General features: G+C 65.6%; 24 protein-coding genes and 1 tRNA gene. 21 read left to right on the forward strand and 4 right to left on the reverse strand.

Features of this window, described 5'->3' with window-relative positions; genetic code table 11:
• The first annotated feature begins 175 nt into the window (after positions 1 to 175).
• The 5 genes from E2L08_RS04900 (at position 176) to tdh (ending at position 4,610) form a co-directional block, all read left to right on the forward strand.
• Complete coding sequence (locus tag E2L08_RS04900) at positions 176 to 1,000, forward strand: glycosyltransferase (RefSeq protein ID WP_133395955.1); 825 nt, start codon at positions 176 to 178, stop codon at positions 998 to 1,000.
• Entirely contained in the window at positions 997 to 1,851 is an 855-nt protein-coding gene (locus tag E2L08_RS04905; protein WP_133395956.1) for an NAD-dependent epimerase/dehydratase family protein, read from the forward strand. The genes E2L08_RS04900 and E2L08_RS04905 overlap by 4 nt, the downstream gene beginning before the upstream one ends.
• A gap of 47 nt (positions 1,852 to 1,898) precedes the next feature.
• Positions 1,899 to 1,975 (forward strand) — tRNA-Met (locus tag E2L08_RS04910).
• A 404-nt stretch (positions 1,976 to 2,379) separates the two neighbouring features.
• A complete protein-coding gene (locus tag E2L08_RS04915) occupies positions 2,380 to 3,567 on the forward strand; it encodes a glycine C-acetyltransferase (protein ID WP_133395957.1) in 1,188 nt (395 codons plus the stop codon).
• Between the two features lie 14 nt (positions 3,568 to 3,581).
• Positions 3,582 to 4,610, forward strand: a complete 1,029-nt coding sequence (gene tdh, locus E2L08_RS04920; protein WP_133396137.1) for an L-threonine 3-dehydrogenase — start codon at positions 3,582 to 3,584, stop codon at positions 4,608 to 4,610.
• A gap of 50 nt (positions 4,611 to 4,660) precedes the next feature.
• Here the strand turns inward: tdh and E2L08_RS04925 are convergent, their stop codons facing one another.
• Entirely contained in the window at positions 4,661 to 5,125 is a 465-nt protein-coding gene (locus tag E2L08_RS04925; RefSeq protein ID WP_133396138.1) for an Lrp/AsnC family transcriptional regulator, read from the reverse strand.
• A gap of 102 nt (positions 5,126 to 5,227) precedes the next feature.
• Between E2L08_RS04925 and E2L08_RS04930 the strand changes: the two genes are divergently transcribed.
• The 9 genes from E2L08_RS04930 (at position 5,228) to E2L08_RS04970 (ending at position 14,871) form a co-directional block, all read left to right on the forward strand.
• Complete coding sequence (locus E2L08_RS04930; RefSeq protein ID WP_133395958.1) at positions 5,228 to 6,688, forward strand: aminotransferase class V-fold PLP-dependent enzyme; 1,461 nt, start codon at positions 5,228 to 5,230, stop codon at positions 6,686 to 6,688.
• A 361-nt stretch (positions 6,689 to 7,049) separates the two neighbouring features.
• Positions 7,050 to 8,516: an NAD(P)-binding domain-containing protein gene (locus E2L08_RS04935; protein WP_133395959.1), complete on the forward strand. Its 1,467-nt coding sequence runs from the start codon at positions 7,050 to 7,052 to the stop codon at positions 8,514 to 8,516.
• Positions 8,517 to 8,542: 26 nt separating this feature from the next.
• Positions 8,543 to 8,995, forward strand: coding sequence for a hypothetical protein (locus tag E2L08_RS04940; protein ID WP_240758125.1), 453 nt, complete (start codon positions 8,543 to 8,545; stop codon positions 8,993 to 8,995).
• Complete coding sequence (locus tag E2L08_RS04945; RefSeq protein ID WP_133395960.1) at positions 8,992 to 9,570, forward strand: peroxidase-related enzyme; 579 nt, start codon at positions 8,992 to 8,994, stop codon at positions 9,568 to 9,570. Before E2L08_RS04940 ends, E2L08_RS04945 begins: the two co-directional genes overlap by 4 nt.
• Positions 9,571 to 9,669: 99 nt before the next feature.
• On the forward strand, positions 9,670 to 10,782 hold the full coding sequence (locus E2L08_RS04950; protein WP_133395961.1) for an NAD/NADP octopine/nopaline dehydrogenase family protein: 1,113 nt from the start codon (positions 9,670 to 9,672) through the stop codon (positions 10,780 to 10,782).
• A gap of 41 nt (positions 10,783 to 10,823) precedes the next feature.
• Positions 10,824 to 11,933, forward strand: coding sequence for an ABC transporter substrate-binding protein (locus tag E2L08_RS04955; RefSeq protein ID WP_133395962.1), 1,110 nt, complete (start codon positions 10,824 to 10,826; stop codon positions 11,931 to 11,933).
• A 71-nt stretch (positions 11,934 to 12,004) separates the two neighbouring features.
• Positions 12,005 to 12,985: an ABC transporter permease gene (locus E2L08_RS04960; protein ID WP_133395963.1), complete on the forward strand. Its 981-nt coding sequence runs from the start codon at positions 12,005 to 12,007 to the stop codon at positions 12,983 to 12,985.
• Positions 12,982 to 13,785 (forward strand): ABC transporter permease, encoded by an 804-nt coding sequence (locus tag E2L08_RS04965; RefSeq protein ID WP_133395964.1) that lies wholly within the window; start codon positions 12,982 to 12,984, stop codon positions 13,783 to 13,785. Before E2L08_RS04960 ends, E2L08_RS04965 begins: the two co-directional genes overlap by 4 nt.
• Positions 13,786 to 13,788: 3 nt before the next feature.
• Positions 13,789 to 14,871 carry an ABC transporter ATP-binding protein gene (locus E2L08_RS04970; RefSeq protein ID WP_133395965.1) on the forward strand — a complete coding sequence of 361 codons (1,083 nt, stop codon included), beginning with the start codon at positions 13,789 to 13,791 and terminating at the stop codon, positions 14,869 to 14,871.
• Positions 14,872 to 14,960: 89 nt separating this feature from the next.
• Here E2L08_RS04970 and E2L08_RS04975 read toward each other — a convergent pair whose 3' ends face one another.
• The gene (locus E2L08_RS04975; RefSeq protein WP_206076967.1) at positions 14,961 to 16,169 is read right to left on the reverse strand and encodes a cytochrome P450; all 1,209 of its coding nucleotides are present in this window, start codon (positions 16,167 to 16,169) and stop codon (positions 14,961 to 14,963) included.
• A gap of 174 nt (positions 16,170 to 16,343) precedes the next feature.
• Positions 16,344 to 16,553 (reverse strand): hypervirulence associated TUDOR domain-containing protein, encoded by a 210-nt coding sequence (locus E2L08_RS04980; RefSeq protein WP_133395966.1) that lies wholly within the window; start codon positions 16,551 to 16,553, stop codon positions 16,344 to 16,346.
• Positions 16,554 to 16,721: 168 nt separating this feature from the next.
• On the opposite strand from E2L08_RS04980, the gene E2L08_RS04985 reads away from it, so the two are divergent.
• From E2L08_RS04985 to E2L08_RS05015, 7 genes are read left to right on the forward strand one after another with little or no spacing between them, the layout of a single operon-like run.
• Positions 16,722 to 17,462: an endonuclease/exonuclease/phosphatase family protein gene (locus E2L08_RS04985; protein ID WP_133395967.1), complete on the forward strand. Its 741-nt coding sequence runs from the start codon at positions 16,722 to 16,724 to the stop codon at positions 17,460 to 17,462.
• Positions 17,459 to 18,178, forward strand: a complete 720-nt coding sequence (locus E2L08_RS04990) for a CDP-alcohol phosphatidyltransferase family protein (protein WP_240758117.1) — start codon at positions 17,459 to 17,461, stop codon at positions 18,176 to 18,178. The genes E2L08_RS04985 and E2L08_RS04990 overlap by 4 nt, the downstream gene beginning before the upstream one ends.
• Positions 18,157 to 19,089, forward strand: coding sequence for a lysylphosphatidylglycerol synthase transmembrane domain-containing protein (locus E2L08_RS04995; protein ID WP_240758118.1), 933 nt, complete (start codon positions 18,157 to 18,159; stop codon positions 19,087 to 19,089). The genes E2L08_RS04990 and E2L08_RS04995 overlap by 22 nt, the downstream gene beginning before the upstream one ends.
• Positions 19,086 to 20,654, forward strand: a complete 1,569-nt coding sequence (locus E2L08_RS05000; protein ID WP_133395968.1) for an alkaline phosphatase family protein — start codon at positions 19,086 to 19,088, stop codon at positions 20,652 to 20,654. The genes E2L08_RS04995 and E2L08_RS05000 overlap by 4 nt, the downstream gene beginning before the upstream one ends.
• Positions 20,651 to 21,937 carry an extracellular solute-binding protein gene (locus tag E2L08_RS05005; protein WP_133395969.1) on the forward strand — a complete coding sequence of 429 codons (1,287 nt, stop codon included), beginning with the start codon at positions 20,651 to 20,653 and terminating at the stop codon, positions 21,935 to 21,937. Before E2L08_RS05000 ends, E2L08_RS05005 begins: the two co-directional genes overlap by 4 nt.
• Positions 21,934 to 22,833: a carbohydrate ABC transporter permease gene (locus E2L08_RS05010; protein WP_133395970.1), complete on the forward strand. Its 900-nt coding sequence runs from the start codon at positions 21,934 to 21,936 to the stop codon at positions 22,831 to 22,833. Before E2L08_RS05005 ends, E2L08_RS05010 begins: the two co-directional genes overlap by 4 nt.
• Complete coding sequence (locus tag E2L08_RS05015) at positions 22,830 to 23,663, forward strand: carbohydrate ABC transporter permease (protein WP_133395971.1); 834 nt, start codon at positions 22,830 to 22,832, stop codon at positions 23,661 to 23,663. The genes E2L08_RS05010 and E2L08_RS05015 overlap by 4 nt, the downstream gene beginning before the upstream one ends.
• 11 nt (positions 23,664 to 23,674) lie before the next feature.
• On the opposite strand, the gene E2L08_RS05020 is transcribed toward E2L08_RS05015, so the two are convergent.
• Entirely contained in the window at positions 23,675 to 24,259 is a 585-nt protein-coding gene (locus E2L08_RS05020; protein WP_133395972.1) for a YceI family protein, read from the reverse strand.
• Between the last annotated feature and the right edge of the window lie 105 nt (positions 24,260 to 24,364).

The following is a 24,364-nucleotide window of genomic DNA, read 5'->3' on the forward strand; positions in this document are numbered from 1 at the left end:
GGTACTGCGTCTCAAGACGTGGGAGAGTAGGTCACCGCCAGACCTGGCGAACGACATCTAAACGTATCTCTGAAACGATACAAAACACCCCCGCCAGAAATGGCGGGGGTGTTCGTGTGTTCGGGGGGCAAGAATCCGGTGGCGGAGCGATGGCGAAAGGGCGTACCCCAAGGCCATGTTGCCCAAGGACGTCAATCCGGATCGCCGCGCCTATGTGACCCTCGTCACGGCCGACAGCTATCTTCCGGGCGCGCGTGCATTGGTGAACTCGCTGAAGCTGAGCGGCACGGCAGCAGATATCGTCGTGATGCACGACCCTGGGATCGACCTGGCCGGGCTCGACGATCTCGCGACGCGCGGCGCCCGGCTCGTTCCCGTTGAGCTGCCAAGATTGTCCCGCGAGTTCCATGAACTACACGAACGCGGGAATCTCCATGGCCGCGCCCCCTTTTCCAAGGGGAACAAGCCGGCGTTCCATGTGCCCTTGCACAATTTTGCCAAGCTACGTCTTTGGCAGCTCGATTACGACGCGTTGGTTTATATCGATGCCGATGCCATCGTCCTGCGGAATTGCGATCGGCTTTTTTCGTACCCGCAATTCTGTGCCGCGCCCAACCTGTACGAAAGCCTCGTCGATTTCGGTCGGCTCAATTCCGGCGTATTCACGGCACGGCCAGACCCCGCGATCTATGAAGATATGCTGCGCGTTCTGGATCGACCGGGAAAATTCTGGCGTCGTACCGACCAGACCTTCCTCGAAGAATACTTCCCCGACTGGCATGGCCTGCCGATCTATTACAACATGATGCAGTATGTCTGGCTCAACCTCCCCGAGATATGGCGATGGCAGGATATCAGGATCGTGCATTTTCAATATGAAAAGCCCTGGGACACGCCGCATGACAAAAGCTCGCGGCTCCTGCCCCTGATCGAGCTCTGGCGCGCTTTCGAACGCGGCCACGACATTCCCGATCTCTCGACCCTGCCACCGCCCCCATGAGGATCGCGATCACCGGAGGCACGGGCCTGGTCGGAAAGTTCATGGTCGAGCGCGCGTTGGCCGAGGGGCATCAGGTTCTGCTGCTAGGCCGCACGCCCCCCCCGCCGATCTGGCGGAACCTTGGGATTGGACATGTGCGATGGCAGCTCGGGGACCGACCACCTGAATTGCCCGTCGATCTTCTGGTTCATTGCGCGTTTCATCACGTTCCGGGCCGATATCGCGGGGGCGAAGGTGCGGACCCCGAGCTGTTTCGACGGCTGAATGTCGACGGCACCTTGGCGCTGTTCGAGGCTGCACCGCATGTCCGAATCGCGTTTCTCTCGTCGCGCGCGGTCTATGGCCCCGGCCCCCGTGCCGAGCGTCCGAACGAGGCTACGCCACTCAAACCCGATACCCTCTATGGCAGGGTCAAGGCCGAGGTCGAGGCGTATCTCGCGCCACGCGACGCGGTGTCGCTGCGCGCGACAGGCGTCTATGGCCCACCCGCGCCGTGGCAAAGGCATAAATGGGCCGAACTCTTCGACAATTTCCGCGCCGGTCGCCGGATCGCACCGCGCTGCGGAACCGAAGTTCATGGCGCGGATCTGTGGCAAGCGTTGTCACTTGCCATCGACGCGGGCCACATCGGCCCGCTCAACGTGTCGGACCTGATCCTCGACCGCGCAGACCTGCTGCATCGCTATGCGGAAATCAGCCGCATGACCGGCAAGCTGCCGCCACACGCGCCCTTCGACCCCGCAAGCGAGATGGATTGCTCCTTACTTCAGGGTCTAGGATGGCGCCCGAAAGGGAGCGCGGGCCTAGACGAAACGCTCGCACAAATCACCGCCGCGGAACGCAATCTTTGACGCCGAGAACCCCTTGCACCCACGCTGCACACGGTCTATCCACCCCCTGCGGGATGGAGCAGTCCGGTAGCTCGTCAGGCTCATAACCTGAAGGTCGTAGGTTCAAATCCTACTCCCGCAACCAAATCTCCCTGTGTACCGTCAATCATACACGCAGCCTATCGGCGCGGCATTGGCGTTTCCCGCGCCTGCTGAAGCCCGAAGGTCCGCCGTGTTGCGTTACGGATACATCCCCGCAGTTTACCCCCCCCGTGACGCTCTCCCTCGCGAGCGGTCGCCTCGCGGGGCAAACTTCGCTCCGATTGCATAACGCCAAGCCAGCCACTAACTTACGCCCGATCCGCATCGATGGCACCCGCCGACGACCCGCATCACGCGGTAGTTTCTTGCCGTTCGAGACCCGCAATGGTTCACCATGTCCGCGAACGATGCCCTCCTCGCCGGACGGTTCCCGCCAGCGTCGGTGCTTGATTGCGGATTGCCGTCAGCTATGTTTCGCCCTCCGCCGGTAGGAGAGGGGATTTACCGATGTCCGACCGTTTCATCGCCGATCTGCGAAGCGCTCTGGCGGAAATCGATTGCGATGGCCTGATGAAGCGTGAGCGGATGATCACCTCGCCGCAGGGCGCCGAGATCACGGTCGACGGGCGCGAGGTTCTGAACCTCTGCAGCAACAATTATCTCGGCCTTGCCGATCACCCGGACCTGATCCGGGCGGCCTGCGAGGTGATGAACGACAAGGGGTTCGGCATGGCCTCGGTCCGGTTCATCTGCGGCACCCAGGACCTGCACCGTATACTGGAGCGGAAACTCGCGTCCTTCCTGAAAAAGGACGACGCGATACTGTTTGCCGCATGCTTCGATGCCAATGGCGGCCTGTTCGAGCCCCTGCTGGGGGCGGAGGACGCGGTTGTCTCGGACAGCCTCAACCATGCCTCGATCATCGATGGCATACGGCTCTGCCGGGCAAAGCGGTACCGCTATGCAAATAACGACATGGCCGACCTGGAGGCAAAGCTGAGAGAGGCCCGCGACGCCGGCGCGCGGCACGTGATGATCGCCACCGACGGGGTGTTCTCGATGGATGGGCACCTGGCTGACCTGCCCGCCATCACGCGGCTGGCGCAGGAACACGAGGCGGTGGTCATGGTCGACGACTGTCACGCCACGGGGTTCATGGGGCCGAGCGGTGCCGGGACGCCGGATCATTTCGGGGTCGAGGTCGATATCCTTACCGGGACGCTGGGCAAGGCGCTCGGCGGTGCCCTGGGCGGGTATGTCGCCGGTCCCCAAGCGGTGATCGACCTGCTGCGGCAGCGCGCGCGGCCCTACCTGTTCTCGAACGCCCTGCCGCCCTCGATCGTGGCCGCGGGCCTCGAGGCAATCCGCCTGGTGGATGAGGGTGCCGCATTGCGCGAGCGGCTGTTCGAGAATGCCGCCTATTGGCGGAAGGGATTGACCGATCTGGGTTTCGATCTTCTGCCCGGCGAACATCCGATCATACCCGTCATGCTGGGCGAGGCGCCGCTGGCCCAGGAGATGGCCGCCGGGCTGTTCGAAGAAGGGATCTATGTATCGGGCTTTTTCTACCCGGTGGTGCCTCGGGGACAGGCCCGCATCCGCACGCAGATGAATGCCGTCCTCACCCATGCGCAACTCGACCGCGCCCTCGCCGCATTCGCCAGGGTGGGCCGTAGCCTCGGAGTTATCGGATGACCCGGCCCAACACGATGAGGGCGTTGGAGAAATCCCGCCCCGAAGAGGGGCTCTGGATGGTGCAGGCGCCGATCCCCGAGATCGGCCCGGACGAGGTGCTGATCCGCGTCAATGCGACGGGCATATGCGGCACCGATATCCACATCTGGAACTGGGACGACTGGGCCAGAGCCACGGTTCCGGTGCCGATGATCACCGGGCATGAATTCGCGGGCGAGATCGTCGAGATCGGGCGCAACGTCACCGGGCTTGAGATCGGCCAGCGCTGCTCGGGCGAAGGTCATATGGTGGGCACCGAAAGCCGGCAAAGCCGGTCGGGCAAGTTTCACCTGGATCCCGGCACGCGCGGCATCGGCGTGAACGTTCAGGGGGCGTTCGCGGAATACCTCAGACTCCCGGCGTTCAATGTCGTCCCGCTGCCCGATGACATTCCCGACGAGATCGGCGCGATCCTCGATCCCCTGGGCAATGCGGTCCACACGGCGCTGAGCTATGATTTGCTGGGCGAGGATGTGCTGATCACCGGGGCCGGGCCGATAGGCATCATGGCGGCCGCGGTGGCGCGCCATGCCGGGGCGCGGAACGTGGTCATCACGGATATCAATCCGGCCCGTCTCGAGCTTGCGGAAAAGGTCTGCCGATCCGTGCGCGCGGTCGATGTGAGCCGCGAGGATCTGAGCGACGTGGTTCACGAACTGGGCATGAAGCAGGGTTTCGATGTCGGGCTCGAGATGTCGGGAAGCCAGCAGGCGCTGGACCAGATGGTCGCCAGTCTCGTCATGGGTGGCAAGATCGCGCTCTTGGGCATACCGCCGGGCAAATCGCCGGTGGACTGGTCGCGCATCGTGTTCAAGGCGATCACGATCAAGGGCGTTTACGGACGCGAGATGTTCGAGACCTGGTACAAGATGATCGCGATGCTGCAGAACGGGCTGGATATCAGCCAGGTGATCACGCATCGGATGGACGCGACTGCGTATGAGGACGGCTTTGCCGCGATGAAAAGCGGCCAATCCGGCAAGGTGGTGCTGCACTGGCGCTGACCGGGGCACCCGCGCCGTCGAGGACGTCGATCTGTGCGGATGGCGCGGCGTTATCCTAGCGGGATCGGGCGCTGTTCCTCGATCGCCTCCATGGCGAAATAGGACGTCACGGTTTCCAGCTCGATATTCTCGATGAGGCGTTTGTAGACGTCATCATAGCCCGCCATGTCGTGGACGATGATCTTGAGCAGGTAGTCGTATTCTCCGCCGATGCGGAAGAAGTCGATGACTTCGGGGATGGCCGAGACATGCTTGCGGAACAGTTGCAGCCATCCTGCCGAATGATGCCGCGTCTTGATCATCGAGAACACGACGAACCCGCCGCCCAGTCTTTCGCGATCGATCACCACGGTGCGTTTGCGGATCGCGCCGGATGTCTCGAGCGCCTTGAGGCGACGCCAGCAGGCATTCTGCGAAAGCCCGACCCTGTCGGCGAGTGCGCGCTGGGACAAGGACGCATCGCGCTGAAGCTCCTCGAGGATTCGAAAATCAAAATGATCGAGGTCATGCGCCATACGCAGATCATATGACCCAAAAACAGCTACTTCAACGAGAAAAACGGTGATGTTTTTTGCGCCAAGTAGGTCATGCTCGGCTCGATCCAGACAGGGAACGACATGACCGCGCTCGACGATTTCAAGGCTTCGCTGCAAGGCGCCGACGTGCATGAACGCGTCCGCGCGGGGCTGATCGGCGAGGATGCCCGGATCGACGGGCCGTTCGGGTCGCGGCCGATGATCTATGCCGACTATGTGGCATCGGGCCGTGCGCTGGCGCAGGTCGAGGATTTCATCCGCAATTCCGTTTTGCCCTACTACGCCAACACCCATACGCAGGCGTCGTTCTGCGGCGAATACATGACGAAACTGCGCGAGGCGGCGCGGGCCGAGATCGCGCGTCTGACCGGCGCCGATGCGGGCATGAGCGTGGTGTTCACCGGTTCGGGTTCGACCGCCGGGATAAACCGCATCGCGGGCCTTCTGGACCTTGCGGCCATGGCGCGTCAGGGGCAGCGCGTGGTGGTGCTGACAGGCCCTTACGAGCATCATTCCAACATCCTGCCCTGGCGCGAAACCGGCGCCGAGGTGATCGAGATTGCCGAGGCGCCCGGCGGCGGTGTCGACATGGCGGCGCTCGAAATGGCGCTCAGGACGTCGCAGGGCGCGGCGCGGATCGTCGGGACGTTTTCGGCCGCGTCGAACGTGACCGGCATCCTGACCGATGTGGATGCCGTGACGCGGATGCTGCGCGCGCATGGCGCGCTGGCCATCTGGGATTACGGCTGTGCCGGCCCTTATCGCGACATGAACATGAAGGCGGGGACCGATGCGCAGAAGGATGCCATCGTGTTCTCGGCGCACAAGTTCCCCGGCGGCCCCGGTTCCAGCGGTGTCGCGGTCATTCGGGACGGGATCGCCTGCCGGTTGACGCCGACGCTGCCGGGCGGCGGCACGGTCAGTTTCGTGTCGCCCTGGGGGCATGTCTATTCCGACAGGCTGTCTGCGCGGGAGGAAGGCGGAACGCCGAACGTGATCGGCGATATCCGCACTGCCCTGGCGATGCTGATCAAGGAGGCGCTTGGCCAGGACTGGCTGGATGCGCGGCAGACGGAACTCAGGCAACGCGCGCTCGAGGTCTGGGCGCGCAACGATCGGATCGAGTTGTTGGGCATCCCGGATGCCGCCGCGCTGCCCATCTTTTCGTTCCGGGTTCGGGATGGGCAGGGGAGGCTGGTGCATCACCAGTTCTTTACCCGCTTGCTCAGCGATCTGACGGGGGTCCAGGCCCGCGGCGGTTGCGCCTGCGCGGGGCCATACGGCCATCGGTTGCTGGGGCTCGGCCGCGCCGATTCGGATGCGACCATCGCGGCGCTCGCGCAGGGCGAAGAGACCGCCAAGCCCGGCTGGGTCAGGTTGAACCTTTCCGCCCTCATGAGCGACGACAAGGCGGATGCCGTCATCGCGGCAGTGGACAGGCTTGCGCGGATCGCACCCGATTTCGTCGACGCATACCGGGTCGAGACCAGTACCGCGCGGTTCAAGGCCAAAGACCTCGCCGGGGGCATGCTCGCGTCATGATCGCCGCACGGTCCATTCCGGTGTTTCGCAGGTCGTTCGCCGTCCGGTACCGGCGTCCCGTTCCCGCCCCTGCGCAGGCCGCTGCCCGCATGATCGACCCGGTATCGGTGCCGTGATGCCGGTGTTGACGCCGAACGCCGGTATGGCGACCATGGCGGGACCGATCCAGCGGGGATCCCATCCCCTGGCCGGTGATCGCGCCGGAACCGAACGATCGGGCAAAGGCCTCTATCTGCGCAACCCGCTTTTACACAAGGCGCATCATCGGTATGCCCATGACCGCTAGATCGTCGGCTTTCGAACGGATCGGTTCGACGATCGGCCCGGCCGCAGCCGAAACCAGAGTCACAGGAAAGACGCCATGAAACTCGACACCGCCTCCCCGATCGACGGTCAAGGGCTGCCCCGGCTCGAGGCGCGGCTGCACGAGGATCTGAGATTCCTCGGCTGGCCCGGCAAGGATTGGGTTCCGGCCCGCGAGGGGATCAGCGACGTGGTCATCATCGGCGGCGGCATGTGCGGCATGGTGGCGTGGATGGCCCTCAAGACCGGCGGCATCCACAATCTGCGGGTGCTCGACCGCAGCCCGGTCGGACGCGAAGGCCCCTGGCTGACCTATGCCCGGATGGAAACGCTGCGATCCCCGAAAGAGTTGACCGGCCCCGCCTACGGCCACGGCGCCTTGAGCTTTCAGGCGTGGTATCGCGCGCAGTTCGGCACCGAGAAATGGGAGTCGCTGGACAAGATCCCGCGCCCGATGTGGATGGATTACCTGAAGTGGTATCGGAGGGTTCTCGAGATCCCGGTGGAAAACGGCGTGTCCGTCGACCGGGTCGAACCGGAGGGCGATCTGCTGCGGCTGCATCTATCGGGCGCGCGCGAAAGCTCGATCCTCACGCGCAAGCTCGTCTTTGCCACCGGGCGCGACGGCACCGGTCGTCCGAATATTCCGGGTTTCGTTCATGGCCTCGACCGCAAGTACTGGGCGCATAGCGCCGACGAGATCGAGTTCGACCGCCTCAGGGGCAAGCGCGTGGCGGTCGTGGGCGTGGGTGCGTCGGCGGTGGACAACGCGGCCGAGGCGCTCGAACACGGTGCCGCCGAAGTGCGCCACCTGATCCGCCGCAAGGAGATGCCCACCATCAACAAGATGATGGGGATCGGTTCCTTCGGCTTCACGGCCGGTTACGCCAGCCTGCCCGACGAATGGCGCTGGCGCTTCATGCAGTATTCCTTTGCCACCCAGACGCCGCCGCCGCATGGCTCGACAAAGCGGGTCAGCCGCCACCTCAATGCCTACTTCCACTTCGGGAAGGCTGTGGAAAGCACGGTCGAACGGAATGGCGCGGTTCAGGTCGGCTTTGCCGACGGCACGTCCTACGAGACCGATTTCGTGATCCTCGGCACCGGCTTTACCATCGATCCCATGTCGCGGACCGAGTTCGGCGACGCGGCCGGCGACATCCTGCTGTGGCAGGACGTCTATACCCCGCCAAAAGACGAGCCCTCGCGCGACTTGGGGCGCTTTCCCTATCTGAACGAGGATTTCACCTTTCGCGAAAAGGTGCCGGGACAGGCGCCGTGGCTCGGGAATGTCTACTGTTTCAACTACGGCGCCTCCGCCAGCCTTGGCAAGGTCAGCGGGGACATCCCCGGCATCTCGGAAGGCGCCGGATGGCTGACGCGCGCGATCGCGGCAAAGCTGTATGCCGAGGACGTGGCGCTGCATTGGCAGGCCATGCTGGACTATGCCAAGCCCGAGCTCGACGGCAGCGAATGGGTCGCCTCGGAACTGATCTGCGAGGACAGGAAAGGAAAAGTGGCCTGATGGCGCAAGACACGACCGCGTTGCGGGTGGCCGGATCGACAGCCGCCAGCGGGTCTGCCGCCGCCGTCGAGCGGCGCGCGAATATCTTCGGGATGACCCAACAGGCAGAGGTTGCGGTGCTGCGCCCGCGGGATTGCGGCCGGTGGCCGCACGGCTTGCGCGCCGCAATGGCCGCGCGGATCGCGGCGCTGAACGGGGAACCCGAACTCGCCGGGCATTACCGGACGGATGCGGGGGACTACGCCGCGCTCGCCGATCCGTCCGTCGACGGGTCCGGGCAAGGGCTTGCCGAGGTGATGGCCTTCATGGACAAGGTCGCGGTCGAGACGCGCGACGTTTCCGCGCCCGACATCGCGTCGTTGCAGGCGGCGGGGATCGGCGATGCCGATATCGTGCGGCTTTGCGAACTGAATGCGTTTCTTGCGTATCAACTCAGGGTGATTGCCGGGCTGCGCGTGCTGAACGAGGTCTACGCATGACCAGGGTGATCACGAAATTCACCCGCAACGTGCCCCATTGGCAGCCGCGGCTGAAACCGGTCGATCTCGAAGAGGCGAGCCAAGAGCAACTGGACGCGCTCAAGGTCACGCCATCGAACACCAAGGTGTCGGAATACGTCCTGACGCTGGCCCATGATGTCGAAAGCCTCAAGGTACGCTCTCCGCTGTTCAACGCCATCATGTATGACGAAGGCGGCATGTCGCGGTCCGAGCGGGAACTGGGCGCGCTCGGGGCCTCGATGGTCAACCATTGCATCTATTGCGCCGCGGTTCATGCGGCACGGCATGCGCAGCTCGAGAAATCCACAGATGTCACCGACAAGCTGTTCCGCGACGGGGCCCGGGCGGATCTGAGCCCGCGTGATCGCGCGATCTTCGATTTTGCCGTTGCATTGTCCGAGGCGCCGCCTCGGGTCGGGCAAGAGCATGTTGCGGCGCTCAGGGACGCGGGGCTGGACGAGGCCGAGGTGCTGGACCTCATCCTGTCGTCCGCGCTGTTCGGCTGGGCAAACCGCCTGATGCATGTGCTGGGCGATCCCGTGCGGGTGTCGTAAACCTCTTGCGGATCATGTTTTCGAAAGAATGAACGACAATCTGCTATACTGCGACGGGATCGCGGAAACGTATCGCAGAAAGCCGGAGGGGGAGGGGATTTGGGCAAGAAAGTAGGGTTGGCAGGCGCGGGGTCGGTCGCGTTCGGAACGGCGGCCGTTCTGAAAGAGGCGGGCCATGATCCGATGCTCTGGTCGCCCTCGGGTCGCGGCACCGAGGACCTGGCCCAGGGCGGAACGCTGCGCGCGACGGGCGCCGTGGAAACCACGCTCACCCCGCGGATCGCCAACAGCGCGGCCATGCTGGCACGCGAGAACGAGGTGTTGATCGTCGCCTTGCCCGCCTATGGCCACAAGGCCGTGCTCGATGCCCTGGCGCCGCATATCGCGGAGGGGCAGCATGTCATCATGTCCTCCCATGCTTCGCTCGGGGCGGTCTATCTCATGGGGTTACTGTCCGAACGTGGCGTCAGCGCGCCGATCACCGCCTGGGGCACCACGATATGCACGGGGCGGCGGCAATCGGGAACCGAGGTCACGGTGAACACCGTCCGAAACCGGGTCGACCTCTGCACAGTGCCCGCGGATCGCTCGGCCGAGGCGCTCAAACTTTGCCAGAAGCTTTTCGGGGATCGGTTCCAGCCGCGTGACGGGTTGCTGGCGATTTCGCTGTCGAACCTCAATCCGCAGAACCACATGGGCATCGCGCTGGGCAACATCACCCGCATGGAGCGGGGGGAAACCTGGTCCCAGGGTCAGAACGTGACGCCGAAGGTCGGCCGCCTTCTAGAAGAGCTCGACCGCGAAAGGCTGGAGATCGCGCAGGCGCTGGGCTTGGGCGTCAAGACGATCTTCGAGCATTTCCACCTGTCTTTTCACGTTCCCATCGCCTCGATCTCGGAGATGAACCAGCAGATGCACGCCCAGGGCAATGGCGGCACGGGGCCTGCCACGGCCGATAGCCGCTATGTCACCGAGGATGTGCCATATGGGCTGGTCCTGACCGCCGTCCTCGGCCGGCTGGCGGGACATCCGGCGATGCTGCACGAGGCGGGCATCCGCGTCTTTTCGGCGATGTATGGGCGGAACTTCGAGGCCGAAAACGAGATACTTGCGGCGCTCGATCTGGAGCGGTTCAGCCTCGACGATCTGCAGGAAGCCGCGAAAACGGGCCTTTTGCGTGACGCGCCGAACGCGGCCCGCGCGACGGCGTGACTGGCAAATCGACCAACCAGAATCAACAGGGAGACGAAACCATGACGAAACTCATTCTCAACCGCAGGCGCTTTCTCGGCACCGCCTCGATCACGGGTGCGGCGCTGGCATCGCCCGCCTATCTGCGCCGCGCCATGGCCCAGTCGGGCGGCGAGGTGAATATCTGGACCTACAACGATTTCGTGCCCGAGGCTTTCCGCGAGCAGTTCGAGTCCGAGACCGGCATCAAGGTCAATGTCCGCCTCGTCGACGACCAGGGCAAGCAGTTCAACCTGCTGGCGGCCGAACAGCCCAACCCGACGGTCGACATCATGACCGTTGCCGGCCACCGGTTCCTGCAGTTCATCCAGAGCGATCTGCTTGCGCCGCTGGACACCGACCGCCTGTCCAACTGGTCGAACATCAATCCGACCTTCTCGGAAAGCGATTGGTCGACGATCAACGGCAACAAATGGGGCGTGCCGATCCTGTCCGGCATGGAGGTGCTGTCCTACAACACCGAGGTCGTCAGCGAAGAAGAGGCGATGACCTGGGATACGCTGTTCTCGCAGGAATACGCGAACCAGACCGCCTATATCATCCAGGACATGTTCTCGATCATCATGCTCAAGATGGGCTATGACGGGAACATGGTCGAATACATGGACGACCCGGAAAAAGCTGCGGCGATCGTGGAAGAAGCCAAGAATTTCCTGATCGAGAAAAAGCCGCTCGTGCGCAAGTATTACGACAGCGGTGCCGAGTTCCAGCAGATGATGGTCAACCAGGATATCGTCCTGGGCCATAGCTGGAACGGGCCTGCCGCGGCGCTGATCAATGACGGCTTCCCGCTGGGCATGACGATCCCGCGCGAGGGCTCGTATGGCTTTGTCTACACGTTCAACATCGCCAATAACGCGCCCAATTCCGAGAACGCCTACACGTTCCTCGACGCGCTGCTGGCCTCGCCCGAGATCGGCGCCGCAATGACGAAAGCGTCGGGCTTCATCTCGACCTACAAGGGCGCGTCGGAATACCTGACCGATCTGGAACGGAAATCGACCGTCTTCCCCGACGAGCAGCTCGCGAACCTGCAATTCTTCCGTGCCGAGGCGAACGAGATGAAATACAGCCTCGTCGATCCGGCCGTCGAGGCGGTCAAGGCCGCCTGATCGCGCTTCGTCATCCAGGGCCCCGCCTCTTTCGAGGGGCGGGGCAATGACACCAGCGAAAGACAATCCGAATGAGCTTTGACGCATCCGCGAAACGCGGCGGGCATGCCCCGGACAGGCAGGACCGGACCTTTTGGGGTCGCCTTGCCGGATGGGGGCCGTATCACACGCTGATGCGACTGGCGACCGCCTCGCCGCGTCGTCAATTCCTCATCCTGGCCGCCTTTCCGATCCTCTGGGTGCTGACGCAACATCTGGGGCCGATGCTTCAGATGCTGCGCGTTTCGCTGACGGATGCCTACCCGGTCGCGCCGGGGGTGGAGCAGAGCTTCACGCTGGATAATTACGCGCGGTTCTTCGGCGACAGCATCTTCTGGATGCCGTTCTTCCGCACGTTGACCTTTGCCGGGGTGTTCACGCTTTGCACGCTGTTGATCACCTATCCGGTCGCCTATTTCCTCGCCCGCCATGTCAGTCGCCGCAACCAGATGCTGTTCCTGCTGCTGCTGCTGATCCCGTTCTGGGTCGGGGAAATCGTGCGCACCTATGCGATCATGATCCTGCTGGGCAATACCGGGGCGGTGAACCTCGTGCTCAAGACCCTCGGCCTGATCGACCGGCCGATCCCCTTCATGTATACCAGCTTTTCCATGGGCGTCGGCATCGTCTACCTGACCGCGCTCTACATGCTTTTGCCTCTTTATTCCGCTCTCGAAAAGCTGCCGCAAAGCATGAACGAGGCCGCTGCCGATCTGGGCGCGGGCGCCTGGACGCGGTTCCGCCGCATTTCGCTCCCGCTCACGATCGAGGGGATCTCTTCGGGGTGCACGCTCGTGTTCCTTATCTCGACCGGGTTCTACGCCACGCCCGTCCTGCTGGGGGGGCCGTCGACCACGGTTTTCGCCGAGACCATTGCCGGCTTTTTCCACGTCGCGGGGGATGAATGGCCCACCGGGGCAGCCTTTGCCACGATCATGTTCGCGGCCGCGCTCGTCATCACGGCGGCGTTCCAGAAGCTGATGGGCGCCCTGCGCAAGGGAGACAGGAAATGAACGACCGTCCCGAACTCTTCCGCGGCAACCGCATCTTTCTCGCCTGCATCTATTGGTCTTTCGTCCTTTACGTGTTCGTGCCGCTGATCCTGATGGTGCTCATGGGCTTCAAGGACAGCAAGTTCATCGGCTTTCCCATCCGTTCATGGACGCTGGAATGGTATGTGGGGGTCTTTGCCGATGCCGAGATCCTGTCGACCTTCGGCTACTCGGTCGCCATCGCGATCCTGTCGACGCTGATCTCGATCTTTGTCGGCACATGGCTTGCCGTCTTGCTGGAGGGGCGCAAGTTCTGGGGGCGTACCATCATATTCGGCCTGGCGGTGCTGCCGGCGCTGGTTCCGGGGATCATCTCGGCCATCGCGTTCCGTATCTACGCCCGCTGGCTCGGGATCGAGCCGGGCATGGGCGCGATCGTCTGGGCGCATGCGGTGCATAACGTGCCCTTCGTCGTGCTCGTGGTGATGGCGCGCCTCTCGACCCTGCCCAGAAGCCAGATCGAGGCCGCCCGCGACCTGGGGGCCGATCCGCTGATCTCGTTCATCCGCATCACGCTGCCCTATCTCGTGCCCGCCATACTCGGCGCGTCGATCTTCTGCCTGCTGCTGTCGTTCGACGATTTCGTGCGCTCGTTCTTTCTCGGCGGCTACGAACCGACGCTGCCGGTTCTGATCTTTGCCATGCTTCGTTCGGGAATGAGCCCCGAAATCAACGCCATCGCGACCGTCGCGCTGATCCTGACCGCCGTCGTCGGCATCTGGGCCGAGCGTTTCACCCGTCGCATGAACAAGGATAGCTGAGCCATGTCCGACCAGACGCCGCTTGTCCGCATCGAAGGTCTGTCCAAGCATTTCGGCGATACCGTCGCGCTGGACAACCTGACGCTGGACATCGCCAAGGGCGAGTTCGTCACCTTTCTCGGCCCGTCGGGCTGCGGCAAGTCAACCACGCTGCGCATCCTCGGCGGGTTCGAGCGTCCGACGACCGGGCGGGTGATCCTCGACGGCGAGGACGTGACCCGGCAACCGCCGGAAAAGCGGCATGTGAACATGGTGTTCCAGGACTACGCGCTGTTCCCGCACATGACCGTGGCGCAGAACGTGGCCTTCGGGCTCGAGCTCAAGGGGATGAGCAGATCCGAGATCAGGCGCCGGTCCGAAGAGATCATGTCATTTCTCGAGCTCGAATCCTATGCCTCGCGCTATCCCCTTCAGCTTTCGGGCGGCCAGCGGCAGCGGGTGGCACTGGCGCGCGCCCTTGCCCCCGACCCGGCGCTCTTGCTGCTGGACGAGCCGCTGGGCGCGCTCGATGCAAAGCTCCGCGGCCAGGTTCAGCAGGAACTGAAATCGATCCAACGCCGCACGCGGAAAACATTCTTCTTCGTCACGCATGACCAAGAAGAAGCGCTGACCATGTCCGACCGGATCGTGGTCATGAACAAGGGCAAGGTCGAGCAGGACGGCACCCCCGAAGAGCTGTATTTCCGCCCGGCGAGCCGTTTCGTGGCCGAATTCATCGGCGAGACCAACCTGCTCTCGGGCCAGATGCGCGGCACCGAGGGCGACAAGGTCGTGATGGACTGGGAAAACACGACATTGCTGGGAACGGCGCCCGCCGGCATCCCCGGAAAGGGCCAGCCGATCACGGCATCGGTCCGCCTGGAAAAGCTCGGCTTCAGCGCCGAGCGTCCGCAAACCGCGAACGCCGTGCAGGGGCGCGTGGTCGGCAAGACCTTCCTCGGCAGCCGAATGGCGGTACAGGTCGCGGTGGGCGACGGTGACGTGCTTCTCAAAGCCTATGTCGACGTGCAGACCGGGCAATCGGTCGATGACGACCTGATCTGGATCGGTTGGGAACCGGACAACATGGCCGTTCTGAACGACTGAGCGGCCATGGGCCGCCATGCGGACGATGGCGCGGCGGTTTTCCAGGAGTTACCCCCCGCGTCGTCACGCCTGCGCGCCCCGCCGTCCGGTCAGCGCAGGACGATCGGCACCCGGCGATATCCGCCGACGGGGGAAACCTCTCGCTCGGGGTCTTTGCCCGGTGCGAAAGCAAGGCTGTCAACCGCATCGAGGATCGCGCGGAGCGCTATGCGCAATTGCCAGGTCGCCAGGAGCCGTCCGGGGCAAACGTGGCGGCCGATGCCGTAGACCAGGTTGGCGGCCGCGTTCGCTTCGGGCGCAAAGCCGTCGCCGAAAACGGCTTCGTCGCGATTGGCCGATGTCCAGTGCAGCTTCACGCGGGCATTGGCCGGCAGATCCTTGCCGCCGATCCGCACGGGGCAGGTCGTGATCCGCCGGTTCGACACGAAAGGATCGTCGAGGCGCAGGATCTCGTCGATGATCGCATCGGTCTCGGCATCCGATGCACTTCTCAAACGCTGCGCGATCGCCGGTTCTTTGGTCACATGCGCGATCAGCACACCCACGCAAAGCGCGATCGACCCCAGATCGCCCCCGGTCCAGTTGCGCAGAATCGAGACCGTTTCCGCCTCGGTCAACGCCCGGCCGTCGACGGTTTCGCGGCAGAGCCGCGTGGTCACGTCGTCGGGCGCCGCGTCGGGATCGGCCAGGCGCGGCGCCAGCACGGATCGGATGATCGCGTCGAACTGCCCGGCCACCTCCGCGGTGCGCTCGAGGTCGCCGGATCGGGTCGCGGCGTGGTTCGCCTCCATCCACGACAGAAGGCGCGGTTCCAGATCGGCGGGCCAGCCAAGCCACGCGCATTGCGCGCGGACCGCAAAGACCGCGCCGATCTCGCTCACGGCGTCGACCGGCTTGCCGCGCGGCAATGCCGCGACGAGTTCGGCGGCGATCCGCTCGAACACCGGCACGAACGGCTCCAGCGCGGTGCGGGTCAGGTACCGGTCGACGATGCGGCGGAACCGCGTGTGTTCGTCACCGTCAAGGCCGTTCGGAACCTGCAGGAAACGCGACACATCGCTGGAGAACGTGACGTCGTCCAGGGCGGCGGCCACGACATCGGCATGTCTGAGCAGGACCCAATAGCCGGCGTCGTTTTCGATCACGCGGTGCCGCGGCCGCAATTCGTCGGTATAGGCGCGCAGGTCGCGTCCCGCGGGGGTCGCTATATCGGGCATGTGATCCGTCATGGCAAAGCCTTTCCCTGTTCCGGCCGGAACGGCCATGCAGTTGCGGCTGACGGGGTTGCGCAGGTTCATGCCGTTGCGCCGTCAGGCCCATGGCGGGGCGAAGCCGCGCGGCCGGAATACTCGGACGCGGTCGGTATAGGCACGATCCGTCCTGCGGTTCAATTCAGGCACCGGGCATAGACGGAATGTGCGGGGCGCATTGCTCCGTCGCGCAAGGTCAGAGATCGCCGGCCGGGTAGTGCCTCAGTCGATCCGTGTCAGGGCGCTTTCCTTGTGGGCCGCGACATGATCGGTCTTGTCGCTCTCGATCTCGTATTGCGGCTCATCCTCCGACGCGCGTCTCGTGTGGCCCTTGTACTCGAAATCGCTCGTATGGATGGCGCTGATCCTGCCCGAGACGTGACCCGCCTCCGAGTTCCAGCATACGTGATCGCCAATCTCGAACTTCGCCATCTCACGGCCCCCTCTGCGTTCGACTGTCCGAAATCAGCGCTTGCCGACGCCCGAGGTTCCACGCCCGAGCCGCCCGGCCGGTGAAACAATCGGATTGGCCGCCCCGTTGGTCATGCTACGACCGGGCCAGCACCCGCCTGCCGCACCAAAGCCGGATCGACCCTCGACATGGAATCCCTGCCGGTCCTGACATGGAACGTTCACCGCACCGTCGGGCAGGACGGCATCGCGGATGCGCGCCGGGTCGAGAGCGTCATCGCACACGAGGTCGCATCCCGTCGCCCCGGCGTTCTGGCCCTGCAAGAGGCCGATAGCGACGATCCCCCGCACCGGGCGCTGCTCGACCGGGCGTGGATCGAGCGGCAGACCGGTCTGCGCAGCGTTCACGACCGTTCCGATATGCGGTGGGGCGGCGAGAGCGGCGGGTATCTCGGGAATATCGTCCATATCGACCCCGATCTGCAAATCGACTTTCACCGGATCGTCGAGCTGCCGGGCCATTGCCCGCGTGCGGCCGTGCTAGTAGAAGCGCGACTGGGCGGTTCGCGGGTGCGCATCGTGTCCTGCCATCTCTCTCTTTTACAGGCGCTGCGTGCGGTTCAGATCCGTCTGATCGGCCAGGTCATAGCGAGGCGTGCGCCCATGCAAACCATCCTGCTCGGCGATCTGAACGAATGGCGCCCCTGGGGTGGCTTGGCGCTTGCCCCGGCGCTTTCGGGCATGGCGCTTTCGGGGCCGACGGTTCGGACCTTTCCGGCGGGGCGGCCCCTGCTCGCGCTCGACCGTGTCCTGTCCGCCCCCGGCTGCGTGGGCGATGCCGTCGCGCTCGACAGTCCGGCGATCCGCGCGGCGTCCGACCATCGCCCCCTGTTCGCGCGGGTGCGTCTGCGTGGGGAGGCGCGGGGATGAGCATGATCTCGGCCTTTGCGGCCGACCGCAACGCCCCGGCCCGGTTGATCGTCAGCGGGGCCGTCCTGGCCCTGCCGGCGCTGTTGCTGGCCTGGGCGCTCGCACCGCGGGGCGTTGCGATCACGGTTCTCGTCCTTGCGGGAGGCATCGCGCTGGCATCGCGCGCCATGATCCGGAGCTATCCGCATGAACGGCTCGGCGGGGCCAACCTGATCACCACGTCGCGGCTCGCGCTGACCGCCGCGATCTCGGCCGCCATCCTCGCCCCGGCGGGCCGGCCGGGCTGGGTCGACTGGGCGGTGGTCGGGCTGGCGGCGTTCGCGCTGTGCCTCGACGGGCTCGATGGGTGGCTGGCAAGGCGGCAGGGCCTCAGCTCGGGCTTTGGCGCGCGCTACGATCTCGAGGTCGATTCCGCCCTGGCGGCGGTGCTGGCCGCCATCCTCTGGGCGCATCGCGAGGCGGGGGTCGAGCTGATCGTTCTGGGCGCCGCGCGCTATGTCTTTGTCGCGGCCAGGCAGGTCTGGCCTTGGCTGGGCGCGCCTCTTTTCGACAGCATGCGGCGCAAGACGGTTTGCGTGATCCAGATCGCGGCGCTGGTCGCGCTCACCGTTCCGGTCTTTCCCGACGGTCTCGTGCGGCCCGTCGCCATTGCCGCCGCGGCGCTGGTCCTGTGGTCCTTTGCGATCGATATCCGATGGCTGGCGAAACGGGGATGAGTGTCGCGCTCAGGATCCTGATCGGCCTCGTTCTCCTGGGGCTCTTGCTGTGGGCCTTTGGCAGCGCGGATATCGGGGCGCGTCTGCGCTCGGCCGAGCCGACCTGGATGGTCGCGGCGATCGCGTGCCTGCTGGCGCAGACCGCGCTGATGGCGTGGCGATGGCAGCTTGTCGGGCGGTGCCTCGGGCTGCATTTTTCCCTTGGCTGGGCCCTGCGGGAATATCTCGTGGCGCAGATCGTCAACCTGACCGTGCCCGGCGGCATGGTGGGCGACGGGGCGCGCGCGGTCCGGTCCAGGGCGGGCGAGCAGGGGCTGAAGCGCGCGGCACAGGCGGTGGTCCTCGAACGCGCCGCGGGCCAGGTCGGCCTGTTGGTGGTCGGGGCCGCGGGCCTCGGATGGGCGGTGCTGTCCCCCCATGGGTTGAGCCTGCCGCCCGATCTCGCCCGCGGGATCGCCGTGGCCGGGCTTTGCGTCGTCGCGGTGGGGGCCTTCGCCTTTGCGTTCCTGCGGCGCGGACGGATCGCGGCGCTGGTGTCGCGGTGCCTGCCGACCGGACGGATCAAGGCGGCGCACGCGACGCTGTCGCTGGGCGCGGCGCTGTTGAACGTGGCCGCTTTCGCCGCCTGCGCGCGTGCCGTGGGCGTGGTGCTGTCGCCCGGCGCGGCGCTCTTGATCGTGCCGCTGATCCTCACCGCGATGGTCATCCCGCTGGGCATCGCCGGATGGGGCTGGCGCGAGGGCGCGGCCGCGGCGCTATTCCCGGTCGCGGGCGCGGCCGGCTCGGCGGGGGTGGCGGCGGGCATCCTGTTCGGCGTTGCTATGATGATCGCCGCGGCGCCGGGCATCCCGCTGCTGATCCGGGGTGAAAAGACCGGCGTTCGCGACAGGGGCCGGGGGGCGCCCGAATGACCGCCTCGCGCATCTCGACGGTGGTGTTCTGCGCCTTGGCGGTGGCGATCCTGCATGTGGCGATCGTCATGCCGTCGCACCCGGCGGGCCTGACGCTTGCGCGATTCCTCCAGCCGACATGGGAGCTTCCGGCCGTCCTGCTGGCCGTCGCGCTCTTTCCCGCGCGGGGGCTTCGGATGCTGGTCGTCGTGCTGGCGCTGGCGCTTGTCGTGTTGCGCGTGGCCGATCTGGGAACCTATGCGGCCTTCAGCCGGCCGTTCAACCCGCTGCTGGACATGCATCTGCTCGTGTCGGGCTGGGGACTGCTGGCCTCGAGCGTCGGGCGGGTCGAGGCTCTGGGATATATCCTCGCGATCCTGACCGCGCTTGCGGCGGTCGGGTGGCTCTTGTGGATCAGCCTCGCGCGGATCCCGCGCATCGGGCGGGCCGGGCGCGGGGTGACGGTCGCGCTGCCCATGGTGGCCGTCCTCGTGGCGGTGGTGGCGCCGCAATCCGCCCCGTTCGCGGCGACGCCCGTCGTGGCCGGCCAGATCGCGCGGATGACGCGCGGTGTCGCCGATCTGGCAGCCTTTACGGAGGCGCTGGACGAGGCGCCGACGCCGGCGCCGCGCTTTGCGGCGCTGGACGGTTACGACGTGATCCTTGCCTTCGTCGAGTCCTATGGCCGGTCATGGCTCGACGATCCGCAATTCGCCGAAACCGCCGTTCCGCGGCTCGAAGCGGTCGAGCGGCGATTGGCCGAGGCGGGGTGGCACATGCGCAGCGCCTGGGCCGCGGCGCCGACGCGTGGCGGCCAAAGCTGGCTGAGCCACGGGACGCTTCTTTCCGGGCTTTGGGTGGACAGCCAGACGCGGTACGACCGCCTGATCACGTCGGACCGCGCATCGCTGAACGAGTTGTTCCGGCGCGCGGGCTGGCGGACCGGGGCGGCCATGCCGGCGATCACGCTCGACTGGCCCGAAGCGGGCTGGTTCGGCTATGACATCACCCTCGACGCCGAGGCGCTGGATTATGCGGGCAAGCCGTTCGAATGGGTGACGATGCCCGATCAGTACACATGGACCGCCATGGACAGGATGCTACGCGCGCCGGGGCCGGACATGATCGAGATCGCGCTCGTCACCTCGCATGCGCCCTGGACGCCGCTGCCGCGGATCGTCGCATGGGAGGCGGTCGGCGACGGGTCGATCTTTGACGGTACGCTCCGCGACGGGGGCACCCCGCGCGAGGTCTGGTCCGCCCCCGAGACGTTCCGCGCCCAGTATTCGAAATCGCTGGACTACGCGCTTGAAATCGCGGGGCAATATATCGCGAATGATGACGAGGACACCCTGTTCGTCATCCTCGGCGACCACCAGCCCGCACCGCTCTTGACCGGGCAGGACGCGCCGCCCGATGTCCCGGTGCATGTGATCTCGCGCGATCCGTCGCTGCTCGACCGCTTGCCCGCGGCGCATTTCAGCCGAGGTATGATCCCGACACCCGATGCGCCTGTGCTACCGATGCAGGATATTCGCGCAATAATGACGACGGCCTTCGAGGCACCGACAGGAGAGACCCGATGAAGACACTGATCCTCGCGGCGGCGCTGGCTGCCGCACCTGCCCTGGCCCAGGCGCAGGAGCTTGTGACGCGCAACCGCGTCGGCCTGCCGGATGCGCCGAACACGCTGACCTTTCGGCTGACCGCCTATGACCTCTATTCGTCCGACCCGGCGACCAAGGCCACGTTCGAGGATCTCTTCACCGACTTCATCCGGGCCCGTCCCGACTGGAAGATCGAGACCCAGCTCCAGACCGGCAATATCGGGCAGGAGCAGGCGCGGCTCTTGCAGCAGACCCAGGCGGGGCGCGGCCCCGATTGCGCGATGATCGATTCGAGCCAGCTCGCGCTGTTCAAGCAGACCGGCACGCTGCAACCCATGAACATGGTGTTCTCGGACGACGAAATCGCCGACCTGTTTCCCTATGTGCGCGAGGCCGTGACGAACGAGGCCGGCGAGGTTCTCGCCTGGTGGTGGTTTACCGATCTGCGCGTTCTGTATCGCGACACCTCGATCGTGCCCGACGCGCCCCAGACGTGGGAGGCCTTGCGCGAGGCCGGGCTTGCCGCGGTGGATGCGGGCCGCGAAGGCGTGCTGTTCAACGGCGGCCGGTGGGAGGGCACGGCCTTCGACTGGCTCGCGCATTTCTGGGCGCAGGGGGGCCGACTCGTGGACGATGACGGCGCGCCGGTCTTTGCCGAGGGCGAGAACCGCGAAAAGATGCTGCGCGCCGTCGCCTTCTACCGCGACCTCGTCGAAAGCGGCGCGGCCCCCGCGCGCGTCACGGCGATCACCGATTACGACGCGTTCAACGCGGCGGCGGCCGCCGGCACGGCGGCGATGTTCGTCGGCGGCAACTGGCAATACGGACAGCTTCGCGCCACCCTGCCGGCCGAGCAATTCGCCGATTGGGCGGTGTCGGAACTGCCCGGCCCCACCGAGGACGAGCGGGCGACCGGAACCGGCGGCTGGACCATCGCCGCCCTGTCGCCTGACGAGGCCAAGCGCCGCCTTTGCGGCGAGATCGCCAAGGAGATCTATGCCGGTCCGGGCAACGCGGCGCAGGGTCTCCTGCCGACCTCGGCCGCGATCTACGACCGCTATGACGCCTATGACGGCCCCGAGTTCGACCTCTTTGCCGAGGCGTTGCAGAACGGCGTCGCGCGACCGGGGGCGGCGATCTATCCCGAAATCTCGAACCAGATCCAGATCATGCTGGGCGACGTGCTGTCGGGCACCGCCGAACCCGAGGCCGCGCTCGATGCTGCGGCGGATGCGGTGCAGGCCGCCTATGACCGCCAGTGACGGCACGCCCCGACCGCGGGCCGGGCGCGGGCTTTGCGCAGCCCGTGCCGTGGCTGGCGCCCGCGGTCCTCGTGCTGGCGGCGTTCTATGCCGTGCCGGTTCTCGACGTGGCGCGGCTGGCGCTCAGCGACGCGACGATGGTGCGTCCCGCGTCGGGCTTTTCGACCGAGGCGCTGCGCGGTGTCCTGAGCGACCCGGCTTTGCCCGAGGTGCTGGGCACCACGCTGATCTTCGTCGGCGTGAACGTGGTGGCGTTGCAGGTCGTGGGGCTCGTCATTGCGCTGACCATCGTGCGGGGAGAGGGGCGTGAGCTGCCCGGCATGGCCGCCTTTCGCACGCTGGTGCTGGCGGCATGGGTGGTGCCCGGTATCGCCAACGGCCTGATCTGGCGGATGCTCTTCGACGAGGCGCCTTACGGCACCCTGAACAGCCTGCTGGGCTATGCGGGGCTCGGGCCGGTGGCGTGGCTTTCCGATCCGCAGATGGCGCTGGTCTCGGCGGTGATCGCGAATGTCTGGCAAGGCACCGCGTTCTCGATGATCGTCTTTTACGCCGCGCGCCGCGGCATCGACCCGGTCCTCTACGAGGTCGCCGCGCTCGACGCCGCGGGCCCGTGGCGCGTCTTTCGCTCGATCACCCTGCCGTTGCTGCGCCGGGCCATCGCTGTGAACACGGTGCTGGTCTCGGTGCAGACGCTCAACACGTTCGACTCGATCCTCGCGCTGACGGGCGGTGGGCCGGGCCGGGCGACCGAGGTTCTGTCGCTCTTCACCTTCAACACGGTCTTCTACAATCTCGACCTTGCGGGCGGCAGCGTCCTCGCGGTGCTTCTGTTCGTGCTGGGGCTCGGCATGACGCTGGCGGTCCTCGCCGCGGGCGGGCGGAACCCGTCATGACTGGGGCCCGATGGGGGGATGCGGCAACCTATGCCTTGCTGGGTATGCTCGCGTTGTTCTTTGCGGTGCCCTTTGCGTGGCTGCTGAGCCTCGCGCTGCGGACGCCGGCCGAGGTCTATCGCGGCGCCGCGCGGTTCATCCCCGCCGAGCCGACATTGGCCAATTTCGGCGCCATTCTCTCGGATCCGGCATTCCTCGTCTATCTCTGGAACGGGTTGAAACTGTCGGCATCGGGGGCCGCGCTGGCGGTGGTTCTGGCGATCCCCGCCGCCTATGCGTGCTCGCGGTTCGATTTTCGCGGCAAGATGGCGGTGCTCTTGGGCCTGCTGGCCGTGCAGATGATCTCGCCACTGGTCCTGTTGGTGCCGCTTTACCGGTGGATGTCGGCGCTCGACCTGCTCAACCGCGATCTCTCGGTGATCGCGGTCTATGGCGCGCTCGGGATGCCGCTGGCGGTGTGGCTGCTCAAGGTGGCCTTCGACGCCATCCCGATCGAGCTCGAAGAGGCCGCGTCGATCGACGGGGCGTCGCGGGTGCAGACGCTGGCGCGGATCACGCTGCCGCTGGCGCGCTCGGGCATCGCCTCGGCCTTCATCCTCGCGATGGTGATGAACTGGTCGCAGTTCCTCATTCCGTTCATCCTGCTCGAACGCGACGCCGACTGGCCGATCTCGGTCGCGATCTTCAACTTCGCCGGGTCGATCAGCGCCTCGACGACGCAGCTTTTAGCGGCGGCCTGCCTGATCGCAGTGCTGCCGGCCGTGGCGGTCTTCGTGCTGTTGCAGCGGATGATCGTCTCGGCGCTGATCTCGGGCGCGGTAAAGGGCTGAGGCCGCGCCGCTCAGTCGTCGACGCGCATCGCCTCGGTCTCGAGGATGAGTTGCACCTCGTCCCCGACCAGCCCGTTCTCGACGCCATAGGTCATGCCCCAGTCGCTGCGCATGAGACTGCCGCGTGCGGTCAGGCCCAGCGTGAACCGCTTGTGTCCGAACGGATAGGCCTCGGCCTTGTTCAGCGTGACATCGAGGACAAGCGGGTGGGTCTGGCCCAAAAGCGTCAGCTCGCCGGCGACCTGTCCGGTGGTGTCGGTTTCGGGCGTGCCGCTCTGCGCGGTGAACACCATTTCGGGATGCGCCTCGACATCGAGGAAATCGCCCGACCGGACATGCCCGTCGCGGGCATCGTTCAGCGTCTCGATGCTGTCTGTCCTGACGGTGACGACCAGATCGCTCAGGTCCTGGGTTTCCATGTCGTAGGTAAAACTGCCGGAAACTTCGGCGAACAGCCCCAGCGTCCCGGCATAGCCGACATGATCGACCAGAAAGGCGACGGTCGTGTGTTCGGGGTCGAGCTCGTATCGCGCGGGTTCCGCCAGTGCCACGGCAGGGGCCATGACGATTGCGGCAAGGGCAAGGTATCTGGGCATCGCGCAGGCTCCGATTTACTCTTTTCTATTCTAGCGCATCGGCCGATATGGCCAACTGCGCGGATCGCCGCGCCCCGGACCCGCGCGAGGCGAAATTACGCCCAT

Origin of the sequence: Palleronia sediminis (assembly GCF_004358695.1) — a bacterium.
Taxonomy (GTDB): Bacteria; Pseudomonadota; Alphaproteobacteria; order Rhodobacterales; family Rhodobacteraceae; genus Palleronia; species Palleronia sediminis.